Below are 24,820 nucleotides of genomic sequence, written 5' to 3' on the forward strand. Positions count from 1 at the left end.
CGCACGCATGCCTCACTTCATTGCCCACGTAGACTGCCTGACCTGGCCGAGCCGAAGCCCCGCCTCGCGCGCGCCACGCCTTCCCGATTTCCTGCACGGACCCCGCCCCTCATGAGCCGATTGATCATCGTGTCGAACCGCGTCGCGCCGATTTCCGAAGGCGGTCCGGCCGCGGGCGGCCTCGCGGTGGGCGTGTACGACGCACTCAAGGAAACCGGCGGCATGTGGTTCGGCTGGAGCGGGGACGTGCTCACCTCCGGCCAGCCGCAGATCGCCCTCGAAGAGCGCGGTCCCGTGACCTTCGCGACCATCGGCCTGCTGCGGCGCGACTACGACCAGTACTACCGCGGTTTCTCGAACGCGACGCTCTGGCCCGCCTTCCACTACCGCGCCGATCTCGTCCAGTACGACCGCCACGACTACGAGGGCTATAGCCGCGTGAACGCGTGGCTCGCGCAGCAGCTCGTGCCGCTGCTGCGCGAAGACGACGTGATCTGGGTCCACGACTATCACCTCATCCCGTTCGCCCAGGCATTGCGCGCGGCGGGCGTGAAGAACCGCATCGGCTTCTTCCTGCACATTCCGTTTCCAGCCTCGCAGGTGTTGCTGGCGGTGCCGCCGCATCGCGAGCTGGTTGAGGCGCTGTGCGCGTTCGACCTGCTTGGCTTCCAGACCAAGCCCGATCTGCGCGCCTTCTGCGACTACATCGTGAACGAGGCGGGAGGCACGACGGCGATGCAGCCGGACGGCCTCACGCGCATCGAGGCGTTCGGGCAGACGCTCTGCGCGGGCGATTACCCGATCGGCGTCTATCCCGATGAGATCGCGGAACTCGCCAAGGCCGGCGAGCGCGGCAAGCCGGTGCGTACCCTCAAGTCCACGCTGCACGGGCGCAAGGTCATCATGAGCGTGGACCGGCTCGACTACTCGAAGGGGCTCGTGGAGCGCTTCCGTGCTTTCGAACGCCTGCTCGACCACACGCCGGCGCAGCGCAACAAGGTCTCGTTCGTGCAGATCGCGCCGCCCACGCGCGCCGACCTGCATGCTTATCAGGACATCCGGCTGCGCCTCGAGGCGGAGTCGGGGCGTATCAACGGCCGTTACGCGGAACTCGACTGGACGCCGATCTGGTACATCCACCGCCAGTACGAACGGGCGGTGCTGGCCGCGCTGTTCCGGGCGTCGAACGTCGGCTACGTCACGCCGCTGCGCGACGGCATGAACCTCGTCGCCAAGGAATACGTGTCGGCGCAGGACCCCGAGGACCCGGGCGTGCTCGTGCTCTCGCGCTTTGCCGGCGCGGCGCAGGAGCTTTCCGGCGCGCTGATCGTCAATCCGCTCGATATCGACGGGATGGCCGATGCGCTGGGCGCCGCGCTCTCCATGCCGCTTGCCGAGCGCCTCGCGCGCTATCAGGACATGATGGCCCAGTTGCGCGAGAACAATGTCTCGGTCTGGCGCGACCGCTTCATGCGCGATCTCGGCCGGGTCTACGTGCGGCAAGGGGTGAGCTTGCCGCCGCTCGAGCGCGCGCAGGGCTGAGCACCCGCGCCTCGCTCCCATTCGAGAGCGAAAAAAAGCCGCTTCAGTCGATGCACTGAAGCGGCTTTTTTGCGTCCGGGAGTCTGGGGCAAGACCAGCGGGCGATGCGCCCGCAGGCGGGGTGGCGTCAGGCCACGTGCTTTTCGTCGGCCTTCTTGCTGCCCAGATGGAGCGTGGCCTGCTTGCCGTACTGCTTGGCGAGGAGGTCGCGGTAGAGACCCGGACGGTTGCGCAGTTCTTCCGGACTGCCGTCGTCGATCACCTTGCCCGCACTCATCACGATGATGCGGTCGAAGTTGTTGAGCGTGGAGAGGCGGTGCGCGATCGCGATCACCGTGCGGCCCACCATCAGCCGGTCGAGCGCCTGCTGGATGGCCTCTTCGGACGCGCTGTCGAGCGCCGAGGTGGCCTCGTCGAGCAGCAGGATCGGCGAATTCTTGAGAATGGCGCGCGCGATCGCGATGCGCTGGCGCTGGCCGCCCGACAGCTTCACGCCGCGGTCGCCCACGATCGTGTCGTAACCCTCGGGCATCGCCTCGATGAATTCGGCGCAGCGCGCCTCGCGGGCCGCGGCGAGCACTTCCTCGCGGCTCGCCTCGGGGCGGCCGTAGGCGATGTTTTCGTAGATCGAGCGGTGCAGCAGCGAGATGTCCTGCGGCACGAGCGCGATGGCGTGGCGCAGGGTGTCCTGCGTAACGTGCGCAATGTCCTGGCCGTCGATCTTGATGGCGCCGCCCTGGGTGTCGTAGAAGTGCTGCAGCAGCGCGAGCACCGTCGTCTTGCCTGCGCCCGATTTGCCGATCAGCCCCACGCGCTGGCCGGCCTCGATGCGCAGGTCGAAATGGTCGAGGATCGGCTTGCGGTGCGGATACGCGAAGGTCACGCCCTCGAATTCGACGCGGCCGCCCTGGGCCACGAGCTCCTTGGCGTCGTCCCGGTCGGGCATGCCGTGCGGCTCCAGCAGCGTCTGCACGGCCTCGGCGAGGCGTGCCACGTGCTGGGTCACGTCCACGAGCGCCACGGCCAGATCGCGCGTGCCGTGCAGGATCGTGAAGCCGAGCGAGCTGACCAGCACGATGTCGCCCGACGTCGCCTTGCCCTGATCCCACAGCCACAGCGCCCAGCCGAGCAGGCCGGCGGACAGCATGGCCGTGATCACGGCGTGCAGCAGACGCAGCTTTTCGAGATAGAGCAGGCTCGAGCGTCGCGCGTCGAGTTCGGCCTTGACCGTCGAGCCGAAGCGCTTTTGCTCGCGGAACGTCATACCGAAGGCGCGCACGAGCGCCATGTTGCCGATCACGTCGACGAGCTCGCCATCCACCGCGGCCGCTTTCGAGGCGAAGGTGTGGTGGCGCGACGATCCGCGCCCAGCCAGCTTGAAGAGGATCACCGAAAGGATCGCAGAGCAGAGCAGGAGGCCCGCCGCCATCAGCGGGTTCACGACGATGATCATGACGATCGCGCCGGCCACGGCGATGCAGGGCGGCAGCACGTTCCAGGCGGTGGTGTTCTCGGCCGTGTAGACGGCGTTCGACGTCGCCGTGATGCGGCTGGCGAGCGTGCCGGGCTGTTTTTCGGCGTAGTAAGTGGGCGAGTGCCCGCTCAGATACTGAAAGAGATCGCGCCGCAGGTCGCCCGTCACGGCGACGAAGGTGTGCGCTGCGAACCAGCCGCCGACCCGCCAGAGCAGGTTGTCGGCGGCGATCAGGCCGACGAGGATGGCGAACGCGGTCCACAGCGGGCCCGGATGGTGGCGTCCCGCTCCGAGCACGTCGATCAGATGCTTGATGGCGTACTGCGACGCAAGCGCGCAGCCGACGGCCGCGAACACGCTCGCGAGCACGACAGTATGGGCGAACGGATGGCGCTTGATGTAGCGGAAAAGGAACGCGAGCGGGCGCCGCGCATAGCTCGCGAGCTTGGCGTTGTGGGCGTTACGCTGAGCGGGAGTCAGATGTTCCAATTGATCGGGTGGTCGGTCTGACGGAATTTCGTCCGTGCAAGTTCAAGGAAGATAGCGGGCGCTCCGGCGATGAACGGCTTCCGGCGCGCGGCAACGAAGGCGGACTTACCGCATTGTAAACACCCCATGGGCCTGGCGCACCGCCTGTGCCCGGCGGACGCGCATCATATCGCGACACGATAGCGCGGGATACAGATTGGGGACACGTTGTTGCAGTGGAGGTTCAACAGGAATCGTGGATCGTTTTAGAGATAGGTGTTTTAGAGATAGAATTACCGATTGCATTCGGAAAAGCGGTGTGCTTGCTCGCAACACGCTGTCGGCCGGTTGCGGACCCGGAAACGAGCAGGATCGATTCATGCGCACAAGAGCCGCGACAATCGCGCGCAGTTGCTTCCCGCAGCGCAGCACCCAATCTAGAACTCTCTTGGAAAACAATGGGTTGCGGAGTGTTTCCGGTGTGTAACAACGTAAAGACTTTGAAATGATCTAGCCGGTATTTACCCTGGACCGGGATAATGCCGACTCGGACAGCGTAGGGAATTTGACAGCTTCTGTGTCAACGGCCGCGAACCCTGCGCGTTTACCGCCTGAACCGCCGCGTGTGCGCTCTCTTGCCGCTTCACAACTGCGTCGGGTCTGTGTCCGGATTTCCGGCGCGGTTAGCGGTATGGAACGCCTGTAAGGCGCGTGGCGACAAGGAAGCCGCAGCCTGCATAGGTCGATTGTCAAACTTGCAGTCTATTGCCCGATTTATTACGAGGAAGGAGTTCACCACTATGCGAATCGCTCAAATCGCTCCGTTGCACGAGGCGGTTCCTCCCAAGCTGTACGGCGGCACGGAACGGGTGGTCTCCTACCTGACCGAAGCGCTGGTCGAACAGGGCCACGATGTCACGCTGTTCGCCAGCGGCGATTCGATCACCTCGGCAAAGCTCGAAGCGTTCTGGCCGCAGGCACTGCGCCTCGACCCCACGATTCGCGACGTGATGGCTCCGCACATGCTGCTGCTCGAAGAAGTTCGCCGCCGCGCGGACGAGTTCGACGTGCTGCACTTCCACATCGACTACTACCCGTTCTCGCTGTTCCAGCGCCAGCCGGTGCCGTTCGTCACGACCATGCACGGCCGTCTGGACCTGCCGGAACTGCAGCCGGTGTTCAATGCGTTCAACGACGTGCCGGTGGTGTCGATCTCGGACAACCAGCGTATTCCGCTGCAGCAGGCCAACTGGCAGCAGACCGTGTACCACGGCCTGCCGGAAGACGTGCTCACGCCGATTCCGAACGTCGAGCCCGGCTACCTCGCATTCCTCGGCCGCGTTTCGCCGGAGAAGGGTCTTGACCGGGCGATCCGCATCGCCGGCCAGGCGGGCATGAAGCTCAAGGTCGCCGCCAAGATCGACAAGGCCGACCGCGCCTACTACGAAGAAGTCATCAAGCCGCTGATGGCGTTGCCGCATGTCGAGTACATCGGCGAAATTGGCGAGCACGAAAAGCGCGAGTTCCTCGGCAATGCGCATGCCCTGGTGTTCCCGATCGACTGGCCGGAGCCCTTCGGTCTCGTCATGATCGAAGCCATGGCCTGCGGTACGCCGGTCATCGCGTTCAAGCGCGGCTCGGTGCCGGAAGTCATCGAGAACGGCGTGTCGGGCTTCGTCGTCGAGGACGAAATCAGCGCAGTCGCGGCGGTCAAGCGCCTGTCGACGCTACCGCGCGAGAAGGTGCGCGCCGCGTTCGAGGCGCGCTTCTCGTCGAAGGTGATGGCACGCAATTACGTGGCCGTGTACGAAGAACTGCTGCGCCAGAAGCATCGCACCGTGCTGCGCGAAGTCAACGCCGGCTAAGCTACGTACCGAAACTGGACGCGCTGCGGCGCGCCCGGTTTTCCCGCTGTTCCCCAACGCCCCGGTGCAATGCACCGGGGCGTTGTCACATTCGCGGCGGCGGCGGGTGAGGCGCACGCTCAATGTCCCTATAATGGCCGTGCCGTAAAATCCGCAGCGCCCACGAAAGCGTGCTTTGCATGGGACCGGAGTGACGTGCCAAAGCGCGAACTCTGGTCGACAGCGTTGCATGGGACCAGAGTAAGACGCTAAAGCGTCAACTCTGGTCGACAGCTATGCATGGGACCAGAGTAAGACGCTAAAGCGTCAACTCTGGTCGACAGAGGAGAATACCCTTGGCCAGAACCCGACCGACGCCCACGGCCACCGTACCCGGTGCCGGGACGCTTTTCGCGCTGCGCGCGATCGGGCTCGTAATCCTCGCGCGCTGGTTGCACTCCATGGCGCAAATGAACTTCGTCGCCGCGCTCGAAGGCATGGCGTCGTCGCCGGCGGCAAGCCTGAATCTCGTCTTCCTGTTTTTGCTGATCGTGCTGCCGGGCGCCAAGGCGCGCGTCGAGCGGCCGTTTCATCCGCTGCCCCAGTGGCTGCGTCAGGCGCTGCGATTTTTCGGCGTGCTCGGCCTCTTGTTCGCAATCGGCTCGATCGGCGTGTTCGTCTGGACCGCCGGCTGGCGTCGCACCTTCCACGCCGTGGCCGACACCAACGGCTGGCTGGTTGCCGCCCCCGCGCTCTATGCCGCCGTGGTCTGGATCTGCCGGCCGCGCGCGCTCTGGCGCAGCAACTTCGCCGCGCGGCGCTTCGCGATCGGGCGCTTCGCCGTTTCGATCGATGCTGCGACGCGCACGACGGTCGTCTGGCGGGAGAGCCGTAAGGTAGGCCAGTACGATGCCCGCGAGTTGTCGGTGCGCTGGCTCTGCGGTGCGGCGCAGGGCGGGGCCGTTGCGTCCGGGCCCGCGCTCTTGCCCGCGCCGCCGCAGACCGGCGATCCTGCGCCCGCGGGTGGCGTCGCCGAACCGGCTGCTGTTTCGGATGCTGCGCATGCCGCGGATGCCACGGATACCACGGATACCACTGCAACGCTGGGGGCCGGCCAGTCTGCGGCCACGCCTGAGCCGGGCGCGCCCGCTGCGCAGCGGGCGGCATCGGCATCCTCTGCTGCAGCGCCTGCGGGCAAGCCCGCGCGCCGCGCGAAGATCGAGTTGCTCTGGGATTCGCCCGCTGCGGCGGGCCATAACCGTCAGACTGTGTTTCGCGTGGGGCTCGCCTCCGAAGGCGACCGCACCGCTGCACGCGCCCTCGACACCGCGCTCAGGCAGGTCTGACGGCCCGTGGCCCGGCCGCGTTGCGCGACGTCCGCGTTCTCGCCGCTTTACCATTGCTTGCCGTTCCTGTCGTCCACCGGAAGGAGTTGCAATGCTGATACGCTGGTTGCTCGCCGCCGTTCATTTGCTCGCCTTCGGCTTTGCGCTCGCTTCGATCCTGCGGCGCACGCGCGGCCTGCGCCGCTGCACGTCGACCGAAGACCTGCCGATGATCTTCAGCGCCGACAACGGCTGGGGCGGCTCGGCGGTCGTCCTGATCTTGACTGGCGCAATGCGTGCGTTCGGCGGTTTCGAGAAGGGCGCTGAGTACTACATCCATGAGCCGCTCTTTCTCGTAAAGATGGCCGCGCTCGTGCTGATCCTTCTGCTCGAAATCGCACCCATGATGGCGCTGCTGCGCTGGAGGCTCGCCGTGCGGCGCGGCGACGTGCCGGATCTCACCGGCGCGGCGAAATACGCGCTTATCGGCAGATGGCAGACGCTCATGCTTGTCGTGATGGTATTCGCGGCCACGGGCATGGCGCGCGGCATCGGTCTAGATCCTTCGATTGTTTGATTCGGATTGCTGACAGTGAAACGCGCCGACCGGATGTTTCGCGCAATGCCGAAGCCCAAAGCAAAAGGCCTCGTTGCTTTCGCAACGAGGCCTTTATTCTTCGGTGCTTGTCGTTACCAACACCAGGAATTCTGGTGGGTAGTACTGGGATCGAACCAGTGACCCCTGCCGTGTGAAGGCAGTGCTCTACCGCTGAGCTAACCACCCGAAGAGACTGAGATTATGCAGGGTGTTTTCGATCTTGTAAAGCCCTTTTTAAGCATTTTGCGCATCGGCCGCATTGGCTTCGGCGGGAGCCGGCTCGGTGCGCCAAACCGACGTCCCCTTGATCGCCTTGTCGAGACCGTCGAGCACGGCATTGTGTTCGGCGATTTCTTCGTCGCTCGCCATGATCACCGGCAGATCGATCGACTCGAGCTGGATGCGCGGCGCGGCGGCCGCACCGGGCGCGGCGTGCTCGCCCAGCATGTCGATGACGAGGCTTTCCTGGCCGCGCGTCATCGCGAGGTACACCTCGGCGAGCAGTTCCGAGTCGAGCAGCGCGCCGTGCAGCGTGCGGTGCGCGTTGCTGATGCCGAAGCGGTCGCACAGGGCGTCGAGCGAGTTGCGCTTGCCCGGGAAGATCTGCTTGGCCTGCACGAGCGTGTCGATCACCTCGCCACAGTGCTCCTTGAATCCCGGCTTGCCGAGTAGCGCGAGTTCGGCGTCGAGAAAGCCGATGTCGAACGGCGCGTTGTGGATGATGATGTCCGCGCCGCGAATGAAGTCGAGGATCTCGTCCGCGACTTCGGCGAACTTCGGCTTGTCGGAGAGGAACTCGGTCGTGAGGCCGTGCACGGCGAGTGCGCCCGGGTCGCTGTCACGCTCCGGGTTCACGTAGAAGTGCAGGTTGTTGCCGGTGAGCCGGCGGTTCACCAGCTCGACGCAGCCGATTTCGATGATGCGGTCGCCCGTGCGGGCGTTCAGGCCGGTGGTTTCGGTATCGAGAATGATCTGGCGCATGTCTTGTAAGGCGTGAAAGCGTGAGGCCGCCGCGAAGCGGTCCTGGAAAGCAGCGGTCTCAGAGTTCCGCGAGGGTGGCGACGCCGCGGTTCGCGAGCGCGTCGGCGCGCTCGTTCTCCGGGTGGCCGGCGTGACCCTTCACCCAGCGCCACTCGATCTCGTGCTGGGCGACGAGCGAGTCCAGACGCTTCCAGAGGTCGTCGTTCTTGACCGGCGTTTTAGCGGCCGTCATCCAGTTCTTCTTCTTCCAGCCGTGAATCCACTCGCTGATGCCTTTTTGCACGTACTGCGAGTCGGTATGCACGATCACCTTGCACGGGCGCTTGAGCGCGTCGAGTGCGGCGATCACCGCCATCAGCTCCATGCGGTTGTTGGTCGTGCCGGCCTCGCCGCCGAACAGTTCCTTTTCCTGCGCGCCGAAGCGCAGCAGCGCGCCCCAGCCGCCGGGGCCGGGGTTGCCCTTGCAGGCGCCGTCCGTGAAGATTTCGACGAAGTCGGGTGTGCTCATGAGTCCTTGTTGCGTGTTGGGGAGGGGGTGGTCGCCGCGGGCTTCAGGCTCGCGGCCAGCACCGGCTTCTTGACCTTCAATGGGCCGACGAGGCGCATGCCGCGCACGCGCTTGATCGCCGTCACCATATAGATAGCGCCGAAAATCGGCCACCAGCGGTCGCCGGCGGCTTCCATGAAGCCGTAGCGGCCGAGCCACTGGTCCGTCGCGAGCGGCGGACGATAGCAGCCGAAGCGCCCGCGTTCAAGCTCGAAGCCCAGCAGCTTGATCCAGTCTTTCAGACGCGTGAACGCGATCAGGTCCTGGCGCGCGGGCAGGAACGGATGGCCGGTCAGCTTGCCGACCGACTGGCGCGCACCCCACAGTGAAAGCGAGTTGAACCCGACGATCAGCAGCTGCCCTTCGGGCATCAGCACACGTTCGGCTTCGCGCAGCAGACGGTGCGGGTCGCTCGTGAATTCGAGCGTGTGCGGCATCACGATGAGGTCGACGCTCTGCGCCTCGAACGGCAGATCGAGAAAGTCGCACCAGACAGTGCTGCGGCCCGCGGGCGCGTGAAGCAACGAACCGCCGCCCGCAGCCGGCGTGCGGTCCGCTGTTGCGCCGCCTGCCTCGGGCGGAGTTTGCCCGCCGTTCGGGTGGGAATGGGCCGACGCGCCGGGTACGGAGTAGGGTGCGCTTGCAGCACTGGCGGCGTCGAGCACGAGGCCGCGGCACGACATGCGGTTCTCGCGCAGGGCGTCGAGCTGCGGCAGGCCGAGCTGCAGCGCATGGTAGCCGAATATGTTCGACACCACGCGGTCGAGCTGCTCCTGCTCCCAGCCGAGCACATACCTGCCAGCGGGCGAGGCGGTCCAGGCGGGCCAGTCTATAATCAATCGGTCAGACATGTCGAAGAATACGTCGCCCCATGAAGAATCCGCTTGAGTACGCGCGTTCGAGCGATGCGTGCGCCTACGAGTACGTACCGGTTCCGGCTTTTGAAGACAATTACATCTGGGTCGTTTCGGACGGCCGGAATGCCGTTGCCGTCGATCCGGGCGACGCCGCTCCGGTTCGCGCGTACCTCGCGATGCGCGGCTGGCGGCTCGTCGCTATTTTACTCACCCATCACCACAACGACCATGTCGGCGGTGTGGCCGACCTGCTCGCCGACGCACGCGTGCCCGTCTACGGCCCGGCCGGCGAGGCGCTCGGCTCGCTCGATGGATTCGTCACGCGCGTGAAGGGTGGCGACGCCGTCCATCTGGATGCACCAGCGCTCGACCTGACGGTGATCGATGTGCCTGGCCATACGCGTGGCCATATTGCGTATTTCCAGGCGGCCGATGCCACCTGCACACCTCACGTGTTCTGCGGCGACACGCTCTTTGCCTGCGGCTGCGGTCGCCTCTTCGAGGGTACGCCCGCGCAGATGCTCGACTCGCTCGACGCACTCGCGGCGCTGCCCGGCAATACCCATGTGCATTGCGCACACGAGTACACGTTGTCGAACATTCGCTTCGCGCTCGCCTGCGATCCCGAAAACGGCGATCTGCGCGACTGGAGCCGCGAGGCGGCGGCGCTGCGCGAGCGCGGCGTGCCGACTCTGCCTACGACGATCGCGCACGAGCGCGCCGTCAATCCTTTCCTGCGCGCGGGCGATGCGGCGGTGCAAGCCGCGCTCTCAGAGGCGCTGCACGAATCGGTGCCGGACCGGCTGGCGGCTTTCGCAATGATGCGTGAATGGAAGAATCGGTTCCGCTGACCCAGCCGGGCCAGGGGGCATGCTCAACCCAATCGTATGGAATCACGCCCAAGCTGCGGATTTCATGGCTTTTTTTCCATTAATTCCGATTGACGGAAACCGGCACGTTCCGTACTATCGGCTGCAAATTCCAGCCATGCGGATGTAGATTTTCATGCGATTCATAATCAGTGCGCTGCTGGTCCTCATGCTCGCCGCCTGTGCGAGCGGGGGACCGTCTGCGAGTTCTCAAGCACCGGCCAACGCCCAGGCCAACGCCGACCTCATTCGTAAGACCTCCGCTGCGAAAGAAACCATTAACGTCGATCAAGGCTCCGTCGATCAGTTGACGAGCCCCGACGCCGACCTCTGGGGACGCATTCGCCGCGGCTTCCAGATGCCCGACCTGCAGAGCGACCTCGTCGACATGAACGCCAACTGGTACGCCCAGCGGCCGGACTACGTCGCGCGCATGACCGAGCGTTCGCAGAAGTACCTCTATCACATCGTCGAAGAGCTCGAGGCGCGTCACATGCCTACCGAGCTCGCGCTGCTGCCGTTCATCGAGTCCGCCTATAACCCGCAGGCGCTGTCGGTCGCGAAGGCCGCCGGCATGTGGCAGTTCGTGCCGGGCACGGGGCGCACCTACAACCTCAAGCAGAACATGTGGCAGGACGAGCGCCGCGACGTGCTGGCCTCCACCAGCGCCGCGCTCGACTATCTCTCGCGCCTGCACGACATGTTCGGCGACTGGTATCTCGCGCTGGCCGCCTACAACTGGGGCGAGGGCAACGTGCAGCGCGCCATCGCGCGCAACGAGGCGGCGGGCCTGCCGACCGACTATCAAAGCTTGCGCATGCCCAGCGAAACACGTAACTACGTGCCGAAGCTTCAGGCGGTCAAGAACATCGTGATGAACCCGCAGCAGTACGGGCTCACGCTGCCATCCATTCCGAACCACCCGTATTTCGTCACGGTCACGACCTCGCACGACATCGACGTGGACGTCGCCGCCAAGCTCGCGAACATGACGACCGACGAGTTCCGCTCGCTCAACCCGTCGTTCAAGAAGCCCGTGATTCTTGGCGCGACCGACCCGCAGATCCTGCTGCCGTTCGACAACGCGAGCGCGTTCGAGCGCAACCTGAAGGCCTATTCCGGTCAGCTTTCGTCGTGGACCGTCTACACGACCGACTCGCGCACCACGCCTGCGGCGATCGCGCAGAAGATCGGCGTGGACGCCGATACGCTGATGTCGGTAAACAAGATTCCGGCGGGCATGCGCCTGAAGGCGGGCTCGACGCTCGTGGTGCCGCGCACCGACGACGGCGACGACGAGGACATCAGCGCCGACGTGGCGGAAAGCGCCGTGCTGGCCATGGAGCCGGACGTACCCGACACGCGCAAGATGCTGATCCGCGTACGCCGCAAGCAGTCGATGGAAGCCGTGGCGAGCCGCTATGGCGTGTCGCTCGGCCAGTTGAAGGCGTGGAACAAGACCCGCCGCGACTACGTCGCGCCCGGCCAGGTGCTGGTTTTGCACGTACCGGTCAACAAGGCGATGCCGAGCGAGCCGGGACCGGAGCGTCTGGCAACGAACGTTTCTGGTGGTGGAGTGCAGCGAATTGGCACCCGCGTTGCAGACACCGGGTCGAAGTCGCGATACGATAAGAAGCACGGTCGCGCGCGCACCGAGGTCGTCAAGGTTTCCGAACCTGTCAAGGCGAGGACGGTCAGCGCTGCGCCCAGCAAGGCGTCGAAGGGTACGGCGAGCCGCCCGAAGGCCGACACCCACACGCAGAAACACCATACAAAATAGCGGCTGGCGAAGGGTGCTCAAACATGCGTTGCGGGGGCAGCGCATGGTATTTCGCTCCGATCACTTTTCCGTTTTTGTTGTGTTTGACGCCGTCACCCCGCCAGGTGGCGGCGTTTTCATTGGCGGGTCCCAAACATAAAGGGCGTGATTCAGTGCGGCGCCGTGCGGGCGACGCTTGCCGCTGCGCCCCCGCCCGCTATAGTGGAAAGGGCCATGCACCGGGCCGCGAGCACGCTCCCCGTCGCCAGCGTCATCCTGAAATTTGAAGGAAAGGTGACTTTCGCGCTATAATTTCAAGGTTTGAGCTTATCAACCCGCACCCTAGCGCCTACCTCCTCCCATCCGTTCATCCGCCGCCCGCGCTTCATCGTCAACTGGCCGGCTGCCGCCCGATCCTGCGTCACAAACGCGCGCTCGTGGCCCGGCGCCACAACGGTCGACCGCACGAAGAGTCGCGCAAGCGAGCGAGCCGCGCGCGCATCCTGATCCTCACGGAAAGGGGTGCCGACGCCGCAGCCGCTCCCACAGGTCGCAAGATCGCAACGTCGGATAACAGGTCGGCACAGGGTGCTCCCCCAAGGAGTCTCCCGTGTTGCCGTCATTCTCTCCCGCTCTGCTCGCGCTCGCCGACGGCACGGTCTTTCGTGGTTACTCGATCGGCGCGCCGGGTCATACGATCGGTGAAGTCGTGTTTAACACGGCCATCACCGGTTATCAGGAAATCCTGACTGACCCGAGCTACGCTCGCCAGATCGTCACCCTCACGTATCCGCATATCGGCAACGTCGGCGTCAACGCCGAAGACGTCGAAGCCACGAAAGTCCATGCCGCCGGTCTGATCATCCGCGACCTGCCTGTGCTCGCCTCGAACTTCCGCATGGAGCGCACGCTCGGCCAGTATCTGAAGGACGAAGGCGTAGTCGCCATCGCCGGCATCGATACGCGCAAGCTCACGCGTATCCTGCGCGACAAGGGCGCGCAGAACGGCGCGATCCTCGCAGGCTCCGACGACGAAGCGAAGGCCATCGAACTCGCGCGCTCGTTCCCGGGCCTCGCGGGCATGGACCTCGCGAAGGTCGTCTCGACCGGCAAGCCGTACAAGTGGAACACCACCGAATGGCGTCTGGGTGAAGGCTACCGCACGCAATCGGCGCCGAAGTACAAGGTCGTGGCGTTCGATTACGGCGTGAAGCAGAACATCCTGCGCATGCTGGCCGAGCGCGGCTGCGACGTCACGGTGCTGCCGGCGCAAGCGACGGCTGAAGATGCCTTCGCACTGAACCCGGACGGCGTGTTCCTTTCGAACGGCCCCGGCGACCCGGAACCCTGCGACTACGCGATCAAGGCGACGCAAGCCTTCATCGAGCGCGGCATCCCGACCTTCGGCATCTGCCTCGGCCACCAGATCATGGGCCTCGCCGTGGGCGCGAAGACCATGAAGATGAAAACGGGCCACCACGGCGCGAACCATCCGGTGAAGGATCTGGCCGACGGTCGTGTCGTCATCACGTCGCAGAACCACGGCTTCGCGGTGGACGCCGCGACGCTCCCCGCGAACACGCGCGTCACGCACGTTTCGCTGTTCGACGGCACGCTGCAAGGCTTCGAGCTGACCGACAAGCCCGCGTTCTGCTTCCAGGGCCACCCGGAAGCGTCGCCGGGCCCGCAGGACATCGGCTATCTGTTCGACCGCTTCACGGCGCTGATGGACAAGGCCAAGGCGGCGTAAGCGCCGCATCGAGCGCAAAAGCAGAGCAGGGTGCGCAGCGAGCCGGTTCGAAGAACGACGGCCCACGCGCGCACCCGGGCGGCAAGCTGAGTCACCCGCGAGCCGCCAGACGTAAAAGACACAGGAATATTTAGCGAGAGCGTTATGCCCAAGCGGACAGACATCAAGAGCATTCTCATCATCGGCGCGGGTCCGATCATCATCGGCCAGGCGTGCGAGTTCGACTATTCGGGCGCGCAGGCATGCAAGGCGCTGCGTGAAGAAGGCTACAAGGTCATCCTCGTCAACAGCAATCCGGCGACGATCATGACCGACCCGAACACGGCCGACGTCACGTACATCGAGCCGATCACGTGGGAAGTGGTGGAGCGCATCATCGAGAAGGAGCGCCCGGACGCGATCCTGCCGACGATGGGCGGCCAGACCGCGCTGAACTGCGCGCTCGACCTGCACCACCACGGCGTGCTTGCGAAGTACAACGTCGAGCTGATCGGCGCGTCGCCGGAAGCCATCGACAAGGCCGAAGACCGCCAGAAGTTCAAGGACGCGATGACGAAGATCGGCCTTGGTTCGGCGAAGTCGGGCGTCGCGCACTCGATGGAAGAGGCGATCAAGGTGCAAGGCGAAATCGCCGAAGCCACCGGCTCGGGCGGCTACCCCGTCGTGATCCGTCCGTCGTTCACGCTCGGCGGTTCCGGCGGCGGCATTGCCTACAACCGTGAAGAGTTCGAAGAGATCTGCAAGCGCGGCCTCGACCTCTCGCCCACGCGCGAACTGCTGATCGAAGAATCGCTGCTCGGCTGGAAGGAATACGAGATGGAAGTGGTCCGCGACAAGGCGGACAACTGCATCATCGTCTGCTCGATCGAAAACCTCGACCCGATGGGCATCCACACCGGCGACTCGATCACGGTCGCGCCGGCGCAAACGCTCACTGACAAGGAATACCAGATCCTGCGCGACGCCTCGCTGGCGGTCCTGCGCGAGATCGGCGTGGATACGGGCGGCTCGAACGTCCAGTTCTCGATCGACCCGCGCACGGGCCGCATGATCGTGATCGAAATGAACCCGCGCGTGTCGCGTTCGTCGGCGCTGGCTTCGAAGGCCACGGGCTTCCCGATCGCCAAGGTCGCGGCCAAGCTGGCCGTGGGCTATACGCTCGACGAGCTCAAGAACGAAATCACGGGCGGTCAGACGCCGGCTTCGTTCGAGCCGACCATCGACTACGTCGTCACGAAGATTCCGCGTTTCGCGTTCGAGAAGTTCCGCGAAGCCGACCCGCGCCTCACCACGCAGATGAAGTCGGTGGGCGAAGTCATGGCGATCGGCCGCACGTTCCAGGAGTCGTTCCAGAAGGCGCTGCGCGGCCTCGAAGTCGGCGTCGACGGTCTGGACGAAAAGACCACGAGCCGCGACGAGATCATCCGCGAGATCGGCGAAGCCGGTCCGGACCGCATCTGGTACGTGGGCGACGCGTTCCGCGTGGGCATGACGCGCGAAGAGATCTTCGAAGAGACCGCGATCGACCCATGGTTCCTCGCGCAGATCGAAGAGATCGTCAAGAAGGAAGAGGCATGCAAGGGCCGCACGCTCGAAAGTCTCTCGAAGGACGAGCTGCGTTACCTCAAGCAAAGCGGTTTCTCGGATCGCCGTCTCGCGAAGCTGCTGGGCAGCAACGCCACGGACGTGCGCAAGCGTCGTATCGAGCTGAACGTGCGGCCGGTCTACAAGCGCGTTGACACCTGCGCGGCCGAGTTCGCCACGAAAACCGCCTACATGTACTCGACCTATGAGGAAGAGTGCGAGGCCAACCCGACGACCAGCAAGAAGATCATGGTGCTGGGCGGCGGCCCGAACCGGATCGGCCAAGGTATCGAGTTCGACTACTGCTGCGTGCACGCCGCGCTCGCGATGCGCGAAGACGGCTACGAAACGATCATGGTCAACTGCAACCCCGAGACCGTTTCGACCGACTACGACACGTCCGACCGTCTGTACTTCGAGCCGCTCACGCTCGAAGACGTGCTCGAAGTCGTGGACCTGGAAAAGCCGGTTGGCGTGATCGTGCAGTACGGCGGCCAGACGCCGCTGAAGCTCGCGCTCGACCTCGAGGCGAACGGCGTGCCCATCGTCGGCACGTCGCCGGACATGATCGACGCCGCGGAGGACCGCGAGCGCTTCCAGAAGCTGCTGCAGGACCTGAACCTGCGCCAGCCGCCGAACCGCACGGCACGCGCCGAAGACGAAGCGCTCAAGCTCGCCGACGAAATCGGCTACCCGCTCGTCGTGCGTCCGTCGTACGTGCTGGGCGGCCGCGCCATGGAAATCGTCCACGAGCCGCGCGACCTCGAGCGCTACATGCGCGAGGCTGTGAAGGTGTCGAACGACTCGCCGGTGCTGCTCGACCGCTTCCTGAACGACGCGATCGAATGCGATGTGGATTGCATCTCCGATGGCACGGACGTGTTCATCGGCGGCGTCATGGAACACATCGAACAGGCAGGCGTGCACTCGGGCGACTCGGCCTGCTCGCTGCCGCCGTACTCGCTGTCGCAGGAAACGGTCGCCGAACTGAAGCGTCAAACTGCCGCGATGGCCAAGGCGCTGAACGTGGTCGGCCTGATGAACGTGCAGTTCGCAATCCAGCAAGTGCCGCAGGATGACGGTTCGAAGAAGGACATCATCTACGTGCTGGAAGTGAACCCGCGCGCTTCGCGTACCGTGCCATACGTCTCGAAGGCGACCAGCCTGCCGCTCGCGAAGATCGCGGCGCGCGCGATGGTCGGCCAGAAGCTGGCGGAGCAGGGCGTGACGAAGGAAGTCGTGCCGCCGTACTTCAGCGTGAAGGAAGCGGTGTTCCCGTTCATCAAGTTCCCGACCGTCGACCCGGTGCTCGGACCGGAAATGCGTTCCACGGGCGAAGTGATGGGCGTGGGCAAGACCTTCGGTGAAGCGCTCTTCAAGTCGCAGCTCGCAGCGGGCTCGCGCCTGCCGGAGTCGGGCACCGTCTTCATCACCGTGATGGACGCCGACAAGCCCAAGGCTGTCGAAGTCGCGCGCATGCTGCACGAACTCGGCTACCCGATCGTCGCCACGCGCGGCACCGCTGCCGCGATCGAGGCGGCCGGTGTGCCGGTGAAGGTCGTGAACAAGGTGAAGGACGGCCGTCCGCACATCGTCGACATGATCAAGAATGGCGAGATTTCGCTCGTGTTCACGACGGTCGACGAAACCCGCTCCGCGATCGCCGATTCGCGTTCGATCCGCATGAGCGCGCAGGCCAACAAGGTCACGTACTACACGACGATGTCGGGCGCCCGTGCGGCCGTCGAGGGTCTGCGCTACCTGAAGAACCTGGAAGTCTATGATTTACAAGGCCTCCATGCTCGCCTAAACTAAGGCTTCCATTGTCTGTCTAACGTTCGACGAGGCAGGCTACAAAAGCTGAATGTGCCGCGGTTAAGCGGCGTCCCAACAGGGTTTCAGGCTGCGCCAGACCGCGCAGCCGCCCTCGCGGGATGCACTTAACCGCGGAATTTTTTTATGGCCGCAACGTGCGCGACAAGCGTGCGTGGCGCGGTCTCCTTTAGGCCCTTTTGGGCCGTACGAGTTGTTTATGAGCACGATTCCCTTGACCAAGCGCGGTGCAGACCAACTCCGCGGAGAGTTGCAGCGCCTCAAGTCCGTCGAGCGTCCGGCGGTCATCAATTCGATCGCGGAAGCGCGCGCGCAGGGCGATCTGTCGGAAAACGCGGAATACGACGCCGCAAAGGAAAAGCAGGGCTTCATCGAAGGCCGCATCGCCGAGATCGAGTCGAAACTGGCGGCCGCGCAGATCATCGACCCGGCCACGCTCGAAGCAGACGGCCGCGTGGTGTTCGGCTCGACCGTGGATCTCGAAGACCTCGATTCGGGCAAGACGGTGACCTACCAGATCGTCGGCGACGATGAAGCCGATCTCGAGCACGGCCTGATCTCGGTCAGCTCGCCCATCGCCCGTGCGCTGATCGGCAAGTCCGAAGGCGACGTCGCCGAAGTGCAGGCCCCCGGCGGCGTGCGCGAATACGAGGTCATCGAGGTCCGCTACGTCTGAGGGCGCGTCGACGTGAGTACTGCAAGCCACGTGGGTTCCGCCACTCCCGTTTCGCTCGTTGCGCACCGCCTCTTCGGGCTGCTCGCCATGCTGTGGGTCGGCAGTCAGCTGACCATCGGCTATGCGGTCGCCCCCGTCCTGTTCGCGTCGCTCGACAGGCCGGTGGCGGGCGAACTCGCCGCGCAGCTGTTTCGCCTCGAAGGTCTGATCGGCGTGGTGTGCGGGCTGCTGCTGCTCGGGCTCTCGAGCGTGCTCGTGCGCCGCGGCGCGTTGGGCTATCGCCGGCTGCGCTGGATTCTGGCCGCCATGCTGCTGTGCGTGCTGATCGGCTATTTCGCGCTGCAGCCGTTCATGAACGCGTTGCGCGTTCAGGCGATGAGCGCGGGCATGGACGTGGCCAGTTCGCCGTATGCGAGCCGCTTCGGCTTGCTGCACGGCGTGTCGAGCCTGTTCTATCTCGTGCAGAGCCTGCTGGGTGCGTGGCTCGTTTGGCTGCTGCCTTCGGCACACGGCACGCTGGGGCAGCGCATGGAAAGCGCGCCGCGCTGAAAGTGGCCTGAAGCCGGTTCAGGCGTAAAAAAAGCGCGGCTCGAAGGCCGCGCTTTTTACTTCGAACCCTGGTGGGCCCGCTTGGAGCTGGTTTGGCGTTTCTTGGCGCGCTTGATGTTGCCGCCTTGCGTGACGCGCTCGTTGCCCTTGACCGTCACCTTTTGCGCCTTCGGCTTGCGCATGGGGTTCTCGCTGGCCTTGACGACCTTGACGGTGCGCGGCGCGGCGCCGCGCTTGCCCGCTTCACGAGCGCTCGGTACGTCGGCGGCCGGGCGCGACACGGTGCCGCGGGCGCCGGCGCGCGCGGTCGTGGCCTTCGCCTTGGCTTCTTCGGGCTTGTAGATGACGAGCAGCTTGCCGATGTGCTGGATCGGGGCGGCGCTCAGGCGGTCGCAGATCTCTTCGTAGATCGCGAGGCGCTCTTCGCGCTCGTCGCCGAACACGCGCACCTTGATGAGCTGGTGCGCAATAAGGTGAACCTTGATTTCCTTGAGGACGGCGTCGGTCAGTCCCTCGGCGCCGATGAGCACGACCGGTTTGAGCGCATGAGCCTGGGAGCGCAGCTCGGAGCGCTGTTCGGCGGAAAGAGTGAGGGCGGGCATGGGATGTGGCAGACTCGACTAAAATGACGGCGCCGCGCGGGTCGACAGGCGTGAATTGACAACCTGGGCAGACGTGGATTGCGGTCCGCGAAAAGCGGGCCGCCAGCGGGCAGAGCGCGTCGGAACTACGGAAAACCGTGGGGAGCGGCAGGGCGCGGGCAAAAAACGCCGGCGGAGCAACAAACATCCGGCCAGGCGGGCCGCGACGGCCGCACGAATAAAACGCGTATTATCCGCTAAAAGCGCGGAATCACGCAGCAAGAGTTCATCTTTAATGGCAAAAAATCGCTTCAACCAGTCGTGGCTGCACGACCATATCAACGATCCGTACGTGAAAATGGCACAGCGGGAGGGCTATCGTGCCCGCGCTGCCTACAAGCTGAAGGAAATCGACGAGCAGGACAAGCTGATCCGCCCCGGCATGGTGATCGTGGACCTGGGCGCGGCGCCCGGCAGCTGGAGCCAGTACGCTCGCAACAAGCTCGCGCAAGGCACGAAGCGCGACGACCAGCGGCAGGGTGGGATCGACGGCACGATCATTGCGCTCGATCTCCTTCCGATGGAACCCGTCTCAGACGTGCAGTTCCTGCAGGGCGACTTTCGCGACGACGACGTGCTCGCGCAACTGGAAGAATTGGTGGGCGGCCGCCCGGTCGACCTTGTAATTTCGGACATGGCGCCCAATCTCTCGGGGGTCGCGTCGGCAGACGCGGCACGCATCGAGCACGTGTGCGACCTCGCGCTCGAGTTTTCGCAGAATCATCTGAAACCCGATGGAGCCCTTTTAGTCAAATGCTTCCACGGCAGCGGTTACAGTCAGATCGTCGAGAAGTTCAAGCAGCAGTTCAAGGTCGTGGCGGCACGCAAACCGAAGGCTTCGCGTGATAAATCGTCCGAAACGTTTATTTTGGGTAAACATCTGAAGCGTCCCTGTTAAACGGGGCATGATTGCCGTGCAAATGGCGCAATCTGGTCGCAAAATGACCCCGAGAGGCGGTCAGGACAAGGCGCTCGGGCTATTCCTGCGGTAGCGAAACGTTATGGCAGGGGTCCGTGTACTGGATTAGAATGCTTTGGTGGTGTCGCAGTCGCAAGGCAAATGTAGGCGCCCATCTATGAGTGAAGGAGTGGTGCTTTGAACAACAACATGTTTTCGAAGGCAGCAGTGTGGCTGGTAATCGCACTGGTGCTGTTTACGGTGTTCAAGCAGTTCGACAAGCCCCGTGTCCAGGAAGGCGTTTCCTATTCGCAGTTCATGGACGACGCGAAGAACGGCAAGGTCAAGAGCGTCGTGGTGCAGGGGCGGAACCTCACGGTCACTCCGGCTGATGGCCAGAAATACCAGATCGTCTCCCTAGGCGACATCTGGATGGTCGGCGACCTGATGAAATATGGCGTGCAGGTGAGCGGCAAGGCTGACGAAGAGCCGAACGCGCTCGTTTCCGCGCTGTACTACCTCGGGCCGACCATACTCATCATCGTGTTCTGGTTCTACATGATGAGACAGATGCAGGGGGGCGGCAAAGGCGGGGCGTTCTCCTTTGGTAAATCGCGCGCCCGCCTGATCGACGAGAACAACAATGCGGTCAACTTCTCCGACGTCGCGGGCTGCGACGAAGCGAAGGAAGAAGTGTCCGAGCTCGTCGACTTCCTGCGCGATCCGCAAAAATTCCAGAAGCTGGGTGGACGCATTCCGCGCGGGGTGCTGCTCGTTGGCCCTCCGGGCACGGGTAAGACGCTGCTGGCGCGCGCCATTGCCGGCGAAGCGAAGGTGCCGTTCTTCAGCATCTCGGGTTCGGACTTCGTCGAAATGTTCGTCGGCGTGGGCGCGGCCCGCGTGCGCGACATGTTCGAGCAGGCCAAGAAGCATGCACCGTGTATCGTGTTCATCGACGAAATCGACGCGGTCGGCCGCCATCGTGGCGCCGGCATGGGCGGCGGCAACGACGAGCGTGAGCAGACGCTGAACCAGATGCTGGTCGAGATGGACGGCTTCGAGGCGAACTCGGGCGTCATCGTGATCGCGGCAACCAACCGTTCGGACGTGCTGGACAAGGCGCTGCTGCGTCCGGGCCGTTTCGACCGCCAGGTCTACGTGGGCCTGCCGGACATCCGCGGCCGCGAACAGATCATGAAGGTGCACCTGCGCAAGGTGCCGATCGCCAACGACGTGGATGCAGCGGTCATTGCACGCGGCACGCCGGGCTTCTCGGGCGCCGACCTCGCGAACCTCGTGAACGAAGCCGCGCTGTTCGCGGCGCGCCGCGGCAAGCGCATTGTCGAAATGCAGGACTTCGAAGACGCGAAGGACAAGATCTTCATGGGTCCGGAGCGCAAGTCGGCGGTGATCCGCGAAGAAGCGAAGCGCGCCACGGCGTACCACGAGTCGGGTCACGCGGTGATCGCGAAGCTGCTGCCGAAGGCGGACCCGGTGCACAAGGTCACGATCATCCCGCGCGGTCGCGCGCTGGGCGTGACGTGGCAGTTGCCCGAGCACGACAACGAAACGTACTCGAAGGACTATCTGCTGGATCGTCTGGCCATTCTGTTCGGTGGCCGTGTGGCGGAAGAGCTGTTCATGAACCTGATCAGCACGGGCGCCTCGGACGACTTCAACAAGGCCACGCAAACCGCTCGCGCCATGGTCACGCGCTTCGGCATGACCGACGCGCTCGGAACGATGGTCTACGCCGACGACGACAACGACGGTGGCCCGTTCGGCAAGGGCTTCACGCGTGCGATCTCGGAAGCGACGCAGCAGAAAGTCGATGCGGAAATCCGCCGCGTGCTCGACGAGCAGTACAACCTCGCGAAGCGCTTGCTCGACGAGAACCGCGACAAGGTCGAAGCCATGACCGCGGCCCTCATGGAGTGGGAAACGATCGACGCCGACCAGATCAACGACATCATGGCCGGGCGTCCGCCGCGCTCGCCGAAGAGCACGCCGTCGCCGGGCGACGCGTCGTCGGGCGGCAGCACGGGCACTGAGGTCAAGCCCGGTAGCGCCACCGCACCGGCGTGATCCTTATCGAGTAAAGTTGCGGGCCGGTGTGATGTTCACATCGGCCCGTTTTGCATTTCTGGCGTGCCGCTGTGGCGCCGCATCTCGTTACACATCTGACGTTTTCTGACGTGCCCAACATCTCCTCGCAAGGTAGTCTCCCACCTGAACCGCTCGCGTGCGGTCGTTTCACGCTGACGTTCGAGCGTCCGCTCGTCATGGGCATCCTCAACACCACACCCGACTCGTTTTCCGACGGCGGTCGCTATATCGCTTTCGGCGACGCCTTGCGCCGCGCCGAGCAGATGATGCTAGACGGCGCCGATATCATCGACATCGGCGGCGAATCGACGCGCCCGGGTGCGCCGCCTGTGCCGCTCGACGAGGAACTCGAACGCGTGATTCCGCTGGTGGAAAAGCTCAAGGGCGCGAACGTGCCGCTGTCGATCGACACGTACAAGCCCGAGGTCATGCGCGCGGCGCTCGCGGCAGGCGCAGACATGATCAACGACATCTGGGGTTTCCGGATGCCCGGCGCGATCGAGGCCGTGCGCGCGAGCAACTGCGGGCTGTGCGTGATGCACATGCTCGGCGAGCCGCAGACGATGCAGCTGGGCGAGCCCGACTACGTGAATGTTGTGCGCGAGGTGCGCGAGTTTCTTGCCCAGCGTTGCGCCGAACTCGAAGCGGCAGGCGTGGCGAAGGCGCGCATCAGCGTTGACCCGGGCTTCGGCTTCGGCAAGTCGGTGGTCGAGCACAATTACGCGCTGCTCGCGCACCTGCCCGAGACGGCGCCAGAGGTTGCGGCAGGCCTCGCACCGTATCCGATCCTGGCCGGCATGTCGCGCAAGTCGATGCTCGGCGCGCTCGTGAACCGGCCCGCGCCCGAACGCGTGGCGGCGAGCGTGGGGGCGGCCGTGTGCGCGGCAGAGCGCGGTGCGGCGATCATTCGCGTGCACGACGTGGCGCCCACCGTGGACGCGCTCAAAGTCTGGGCGGCGATGCGCGACGCGATGTCCGCCGCTACGTCGGCTACACAAGGCTGAGCGTTTGCCCGGCGCAACGCTGACCGGCGCGAAGTGCGCCGGAGCGGCTCCGGGCGCCACAATACAGGACAAAGCAGCACCAAACCGAGGGGTAGAAAGATGGGACGTCGTTATTTCGGAACTGATGGAGTGCGTGGCAAGGTCGGCGAGGCGCCGATCACGCCCGATTTCGTGCTTCGGCTAGGCTATGCCGCGGGCAAGGTGCTCGCGGGGTCGGCAGCGGCATCCGGGCCGCGCCCGTCCGTGCTGATCGGCAAGGACACGCGTATTTCGGGCTATATGCTCGAAGCCTCCCTGGAAGCGGGGCTCTCGGCTGCGGGCATCGACGTGATGCTGGCCGGGCCAATGACGACGCCAGGCATCGCCTATCTCACGCGTGCGCTGCGGCTGGCCGCGGGTGTCGTGATCAGCGCGTCGCACAATCCCTACTACGACAACGGCATCAAGTTCTTCTCCGCCGACGGCAACAAGCTCCCCGACGAAGTGGAGACGCTGATCGAGGAGCAGCTCGAGCAGCCGCTCGCCTGCGCGCCGTCCGAACAGCTTGGCCGCGCACGCCGCCTGCACGACGCGGGTGGGCGCTATATCGAGTTCTGCAAGAGCACGTTCCCGCAGGCGTTCAATCTGCGCGGCCTGAAGCTCGTGATCGATTGCGCCAACGGTGCGGCCTATGACATCGCGCCGCACGTGTTCCACGAGCTGGGCGCGGATGTGATTCCGATCGGTGTGTCGCCGAACGGGTTCAACATCAACGACGGCGTGGGCGCGACCGCGCCCGATGCGCTCGTGCGCGCCGTGCGTGCGAATCATGCGGACCTCGGCATCGCGCTCGACGGCGACGCCGACCGTCTGCAGATCGTCGATGCCCAGGGCCGCCTCTACAACGGTGACGAGCTGCTCTATGTGCTCGTGAAGGACCGCATCGCGACCGACGGCAAAGTGGAAGGGGCAGTTGGCACGCTCATGACCAATCTCGCGGTCGAGCAGGCGCTCGAGGGCCTCGGCGTGCAGCTGGTGCGCGCGAACGTGGGCGACCGCTACGTGCTGGAGCAACTTCGCGAGCGCGGCTGGCAGCTCGGCGCGGAAGGCTCGGGCCACATTCTTTCGCTCGACCGCCACACCACCGGCGACGGCATCGTCTCGGCGCTGCTCGTGCTCGCGGCGATGAAGCGCAGCGGCAAGACGATCGCGCAGCTGCTCGACGGCGTGAAGCTGTTTCCGCAGAAGCTCATCAACGTGCGCATCGCGCAGGGCGCCGACTGGAAGGGCAACGCCGAGATCCAGCAATCGATCGCTTCCGCCGAGGCCGAATTAAAGGGCAAGGGCCGTGTGTTGATTCGCGCCTCAGGGACAGAGCCGGTCCTGCGTGTGATGGTCGAAGCCCGCGAGGAGCGCGACACGATGCATTACGCCGAGGCGATCGCCAGTGTGGTGAAGCGTTCGATCGCGTGATCGCCGACGATTCAGTCGCGCAAGTCGCGCGACTGAATCACGCTTGCGCCTAACCGATGAGCA

The 24,820-nt window shown here is 64.7% G+C and carries 19 protein-coding genes and 1 tRNA gene; 14 read left to right on the forward strand and 6 right to left on the reverse strand.

Annotation, left to right across the window (positions count from 1 at the left end; all coding sequences use genetic code 11):
* The first annotated feature begins 111 nt into the window (after positions 1-111).
* Complete coding sequence (gene otsA / locus AB3X99_RS02710; protein WP_368616056.1) at positions 112-1,542, forward strand: alpha,alpha-trehalose-phosphate synthase (UDP-forming); 1,431 nt, start codon at positions 112-114, stop codon at positions 1,540-1,542.
* Positions 1,543-1,669: 127 nt separating this feature from the next.
* Here the strand turns inward: otsA and AB3X99_RS02715 are convergent, their stop codons facing one another.
* Positions 1,670-3,505 (reverse strand): ABC transporter ATP-binding protein, encoded by a 1,836-nt coding sequence (locus tag AB3X99_RS02715; protein WP_342945460.1) that lies wholly within the window; start codon positions 3,503-3,505, stop codon positions 1,670-1,672.
* Positions 3,506-4,284: 779 nt separating this feature from the next.
* Between AB3X99_RS02715 and AB3X99_RS02720 the strand changes: the two genes are divergently transcribed.
* The 3 genes from AB3X99_RS02720 to AB3X99_RS02730 all read left to right on the forward strand — a co-directional run bounded on the left by AB3X99_RS02720 (position 4,285) and on the right by AB3X99_RS02730 (position 7,230).
* Positions 4,285-5,349 (forward strand): glycosyltransferase family 4 protein, encoded by a 1,065-nt coding sequence (locus tag AB3X99_RS02720; protein WP_069262552.1) that lies wholly within the window; start codon positions 4,285-4,287, stop codon positions 5,347-5,349.
* Between the two features lie 335 nt (positions 5,350-5,684).
* A complete protein-coding gene (locus AB3X99_RS02725) occupies positions 5,685-6,674 on the forward strand; it encodes a hypothetical protein (RefSeq protein WP_368616057.1) in 990 nt (329 codons plus the stop codon).
* 91 nt (positions 6,675-6,765) lie between these two features.
* Positions 6,766-7,230 carry a DUF2214 family protein gene (locus tag AB3X99_RS02730; protein WP_368616058.1) on the forward strand — a complete coding sequence of 155 codons (465 nt, stop codon included), beginning with the start codon at positions 6,766-6,768 and terminating at the stop codon, positions 7,228-7,230.
* A gap of 132 nt (positions 7,231-7,362) precedes the next feature.
* On the opposite strand, the gene AB3X99_RS02735 is transcribed toward AB3X99_RS02730, so the two are convergent.
* The 4 genes from AB3X99_RS02735 to AB3X99_RS02750 form a co-directional block, all read right to left on the reverse strand.
* Positions 7,363-7,437: transfer RNA gene (locus AB3X99_RS02735), tRNA-Val, on the reverse strand.
* A 48-nt stretch (positions 7,438-7,485) separates the two neighbouring features.
* Positions 7,486-8,232 (reverse strand): DNA polymerase III subunit epsilon, encoded by a 747-nt coding sequence (gene dnaQ / locus AB3X99_RS02740; RefSeq protein ID WP_342945462.1) that lies wholly within the window; start codon positions 8,230-8,232, stop codon positions 7,486-7,488.
* 58 nt (positions 8,233-8,290) lie between these two features.
* The gene (gene rnhA, locus AB3X99_RS02745) at positions 8,291-8,740 is read right to left on the reverse strand and encodes a ribonuclease HI (RefSeq protein ID WP_069262548.1); all 450 of its coding nucleotides are present in this window, start codon (positions 8,738-8,740) and stop codon (positions 8,291-8,293) included.
* Positions 8,737-9,630, reverse strand: coding sequence for a class I SAM-dependent methyltransferase (locus AB3X99_RS02750; protein ID WP_069262547.1), 894 nt, complete (start codon positions 9,628-9,630; stop codon positions 8,737-8,739). Before AB3X99_RS02750 ends, rnhA begins: the two co-directional genes overlap by 4 nt.
* A gap of 20 nt (positions 9,631-9,650) precedes the next feature.
* Between AB3X99_RS02750 and gloB the strand changes: the two genes are divergently transcribed.
* The 6 genes from gloB (at position 9,651) to AB3X99_RS02780 (ending at position 18,656) form a co-directional block, all read left to right on the forward strand.
* Positions 9,651-10,487, forward strand: a complete 837-nt coding sequence (gloB, locus tag AB3X99_RS02755) for a hydroxyacylglutathione hydrolase (RefSeq protein WP_368616059.1) — start codon at positions 9,651-9,653, stop codon at positions 10,485-10,487.
* 154 nt (positions 10,488-10,641) lie between these two features.
* Positions 10,642-12,285: a transglycosylase SLT domain-containing protein gene (locus AB3X99_RS02760; RefSeq protein WP_069262545.1), complete on the forward strand. Its 1,644-nt coding sequence runs from the start codon at positions 10,642-10,644 to the stop codon at positions 12,283-12,285.
* A 589-nt stretch (positions 12,286-12,874) separates the two neighbouring features.
* A complete protein-coding gene (gene carA / locus AB3X99_RS02765; protein WP_368616060.1) occupies positions 12,875-14,014 on the forward strand; it encodes a glutamine-hydrolyzing carbamoyl-phosphate synthase small subunit in 1,140 nt (379 codons plus the stop codon).
* Between the two features lie 144 nt (positions 14,015-14,158).
* Positions 14,159-17,413 carry a carbamoyl-phosphate synthase large subunit gene (carB, locus tag AB3X99_RS02770; protein WP_069262543.1) on the forward strand — a complete coding sequence of 1,085 codons (3,255 nt, stop codon included), beginning with the start codon at positions 14,159-14,161 and terminating at the stop codon, positions 17,411-17,413.
* 217 nt (positions 17,414-17,630) lie between these two features.
* Positions 17,631-18,107 (forward strand): transcription elongation factor GreA, encoded by a 477-nt coding sequence (gene greA / locus AB3X99_RS02775; RefSeq protein ID WP_042261359.1) that lies wholly within the window; start codon positions 17,631-17,633, stop codon positions 18,105-18,107.
* 87 nt (positions 18,108-18,194) lie between these two features.
* A complete protein-coding gene (locus AB3X99_RS02780) occupies positions 18,195-18,656 on the forward strand; it encodes a DUF4149 domain-containing protein (protein ID WP_368616255.1) in 462 nt (153 codons plus the stop codon).
* A 56-nt stretch (positions 18,657-18,712) separates the two neighbouring features.
* Here AB3X99_RS02780 and AB3X99_RS02785 read toward each other — a convergent pair whose 3' ends face one another.
* Entirely contained in the window at positions 18,713-19,258 is a 546-nt protein-coding gene (locus tag AB3X99_RS02785) for a YhbY family RNA-binding protein (protein WP_368616061.1), read from the reverse strand.
* A gap of 274 nt (positions 19,259-19,532) precedes the next feature.
* On the opposite strand from AB3X99_RS02785, the gene AB3X99_RS02790 reads away from it, so the two are divergent.
* From AB3X99_RS02790 to glmM, 4 genes are all read left to right on the forward strand, one after another.
* On the forward strand, positions 19,533-20,195 hold the full coding sequence (locus tag AB3X99_RS02790; protein ID WP_368616256.1) for an RlmE family RNA methyltransferase: 663 nt from the start codon (positions 19,533-19,535) through the stop codon (positions 20,193-20,195).
* 198 nt (positions 20,196-20,393) lie between these two features.
* Positions 20,394-22,280, forward strand: coding sequence for an ATP-dependent zinc metalloprotease FtsH (ftsH, locus tag AB3X99_RS02795; protein WP_368616062.1), 1,887 nt, complete (start codon positions 20,394-20,396; stop codon positions 22,278-22,280).
* 119 nt (positions 22,281-22,399) lie between these two features.
* Complete coding sequence (gene folP, locus AB3X99_RS02800) at positions 22,400-23,305, forward strand: dihydropteroate synthase (protein ID WP_368616257.1); 906 nt, start codon at positions 22,400-22,402, stop codon at positions 23,303-23,305.
* 99 nt (positions 23,306-23,404) lie between these two features.
* Complete coding sequence (glmM, locus tag AB3X99_RS02805; protein WP_342945464.1) at positions 23,405-24,757, forward strand: phosphoglucosamine mutase; 1,353 nt, start codon at positions 23,405-23,407, stop codon at positions 24,755-24,757.
* Positions 24,758-24,820: the final 63 nt, after the last annotated feature.

This window comes from Paraburkholderia sp. BR10882 (assembly GCF_040948855.1).
In the GTDB taxonomy this organism is placed as follows: domain Bacteria; phylum Pseudomonadota; class Gammaproteobacteria; order Burkholderiales; family Burkholderiaceae; genus Paraburkholderia; species Paraburkholderia nodosa_A.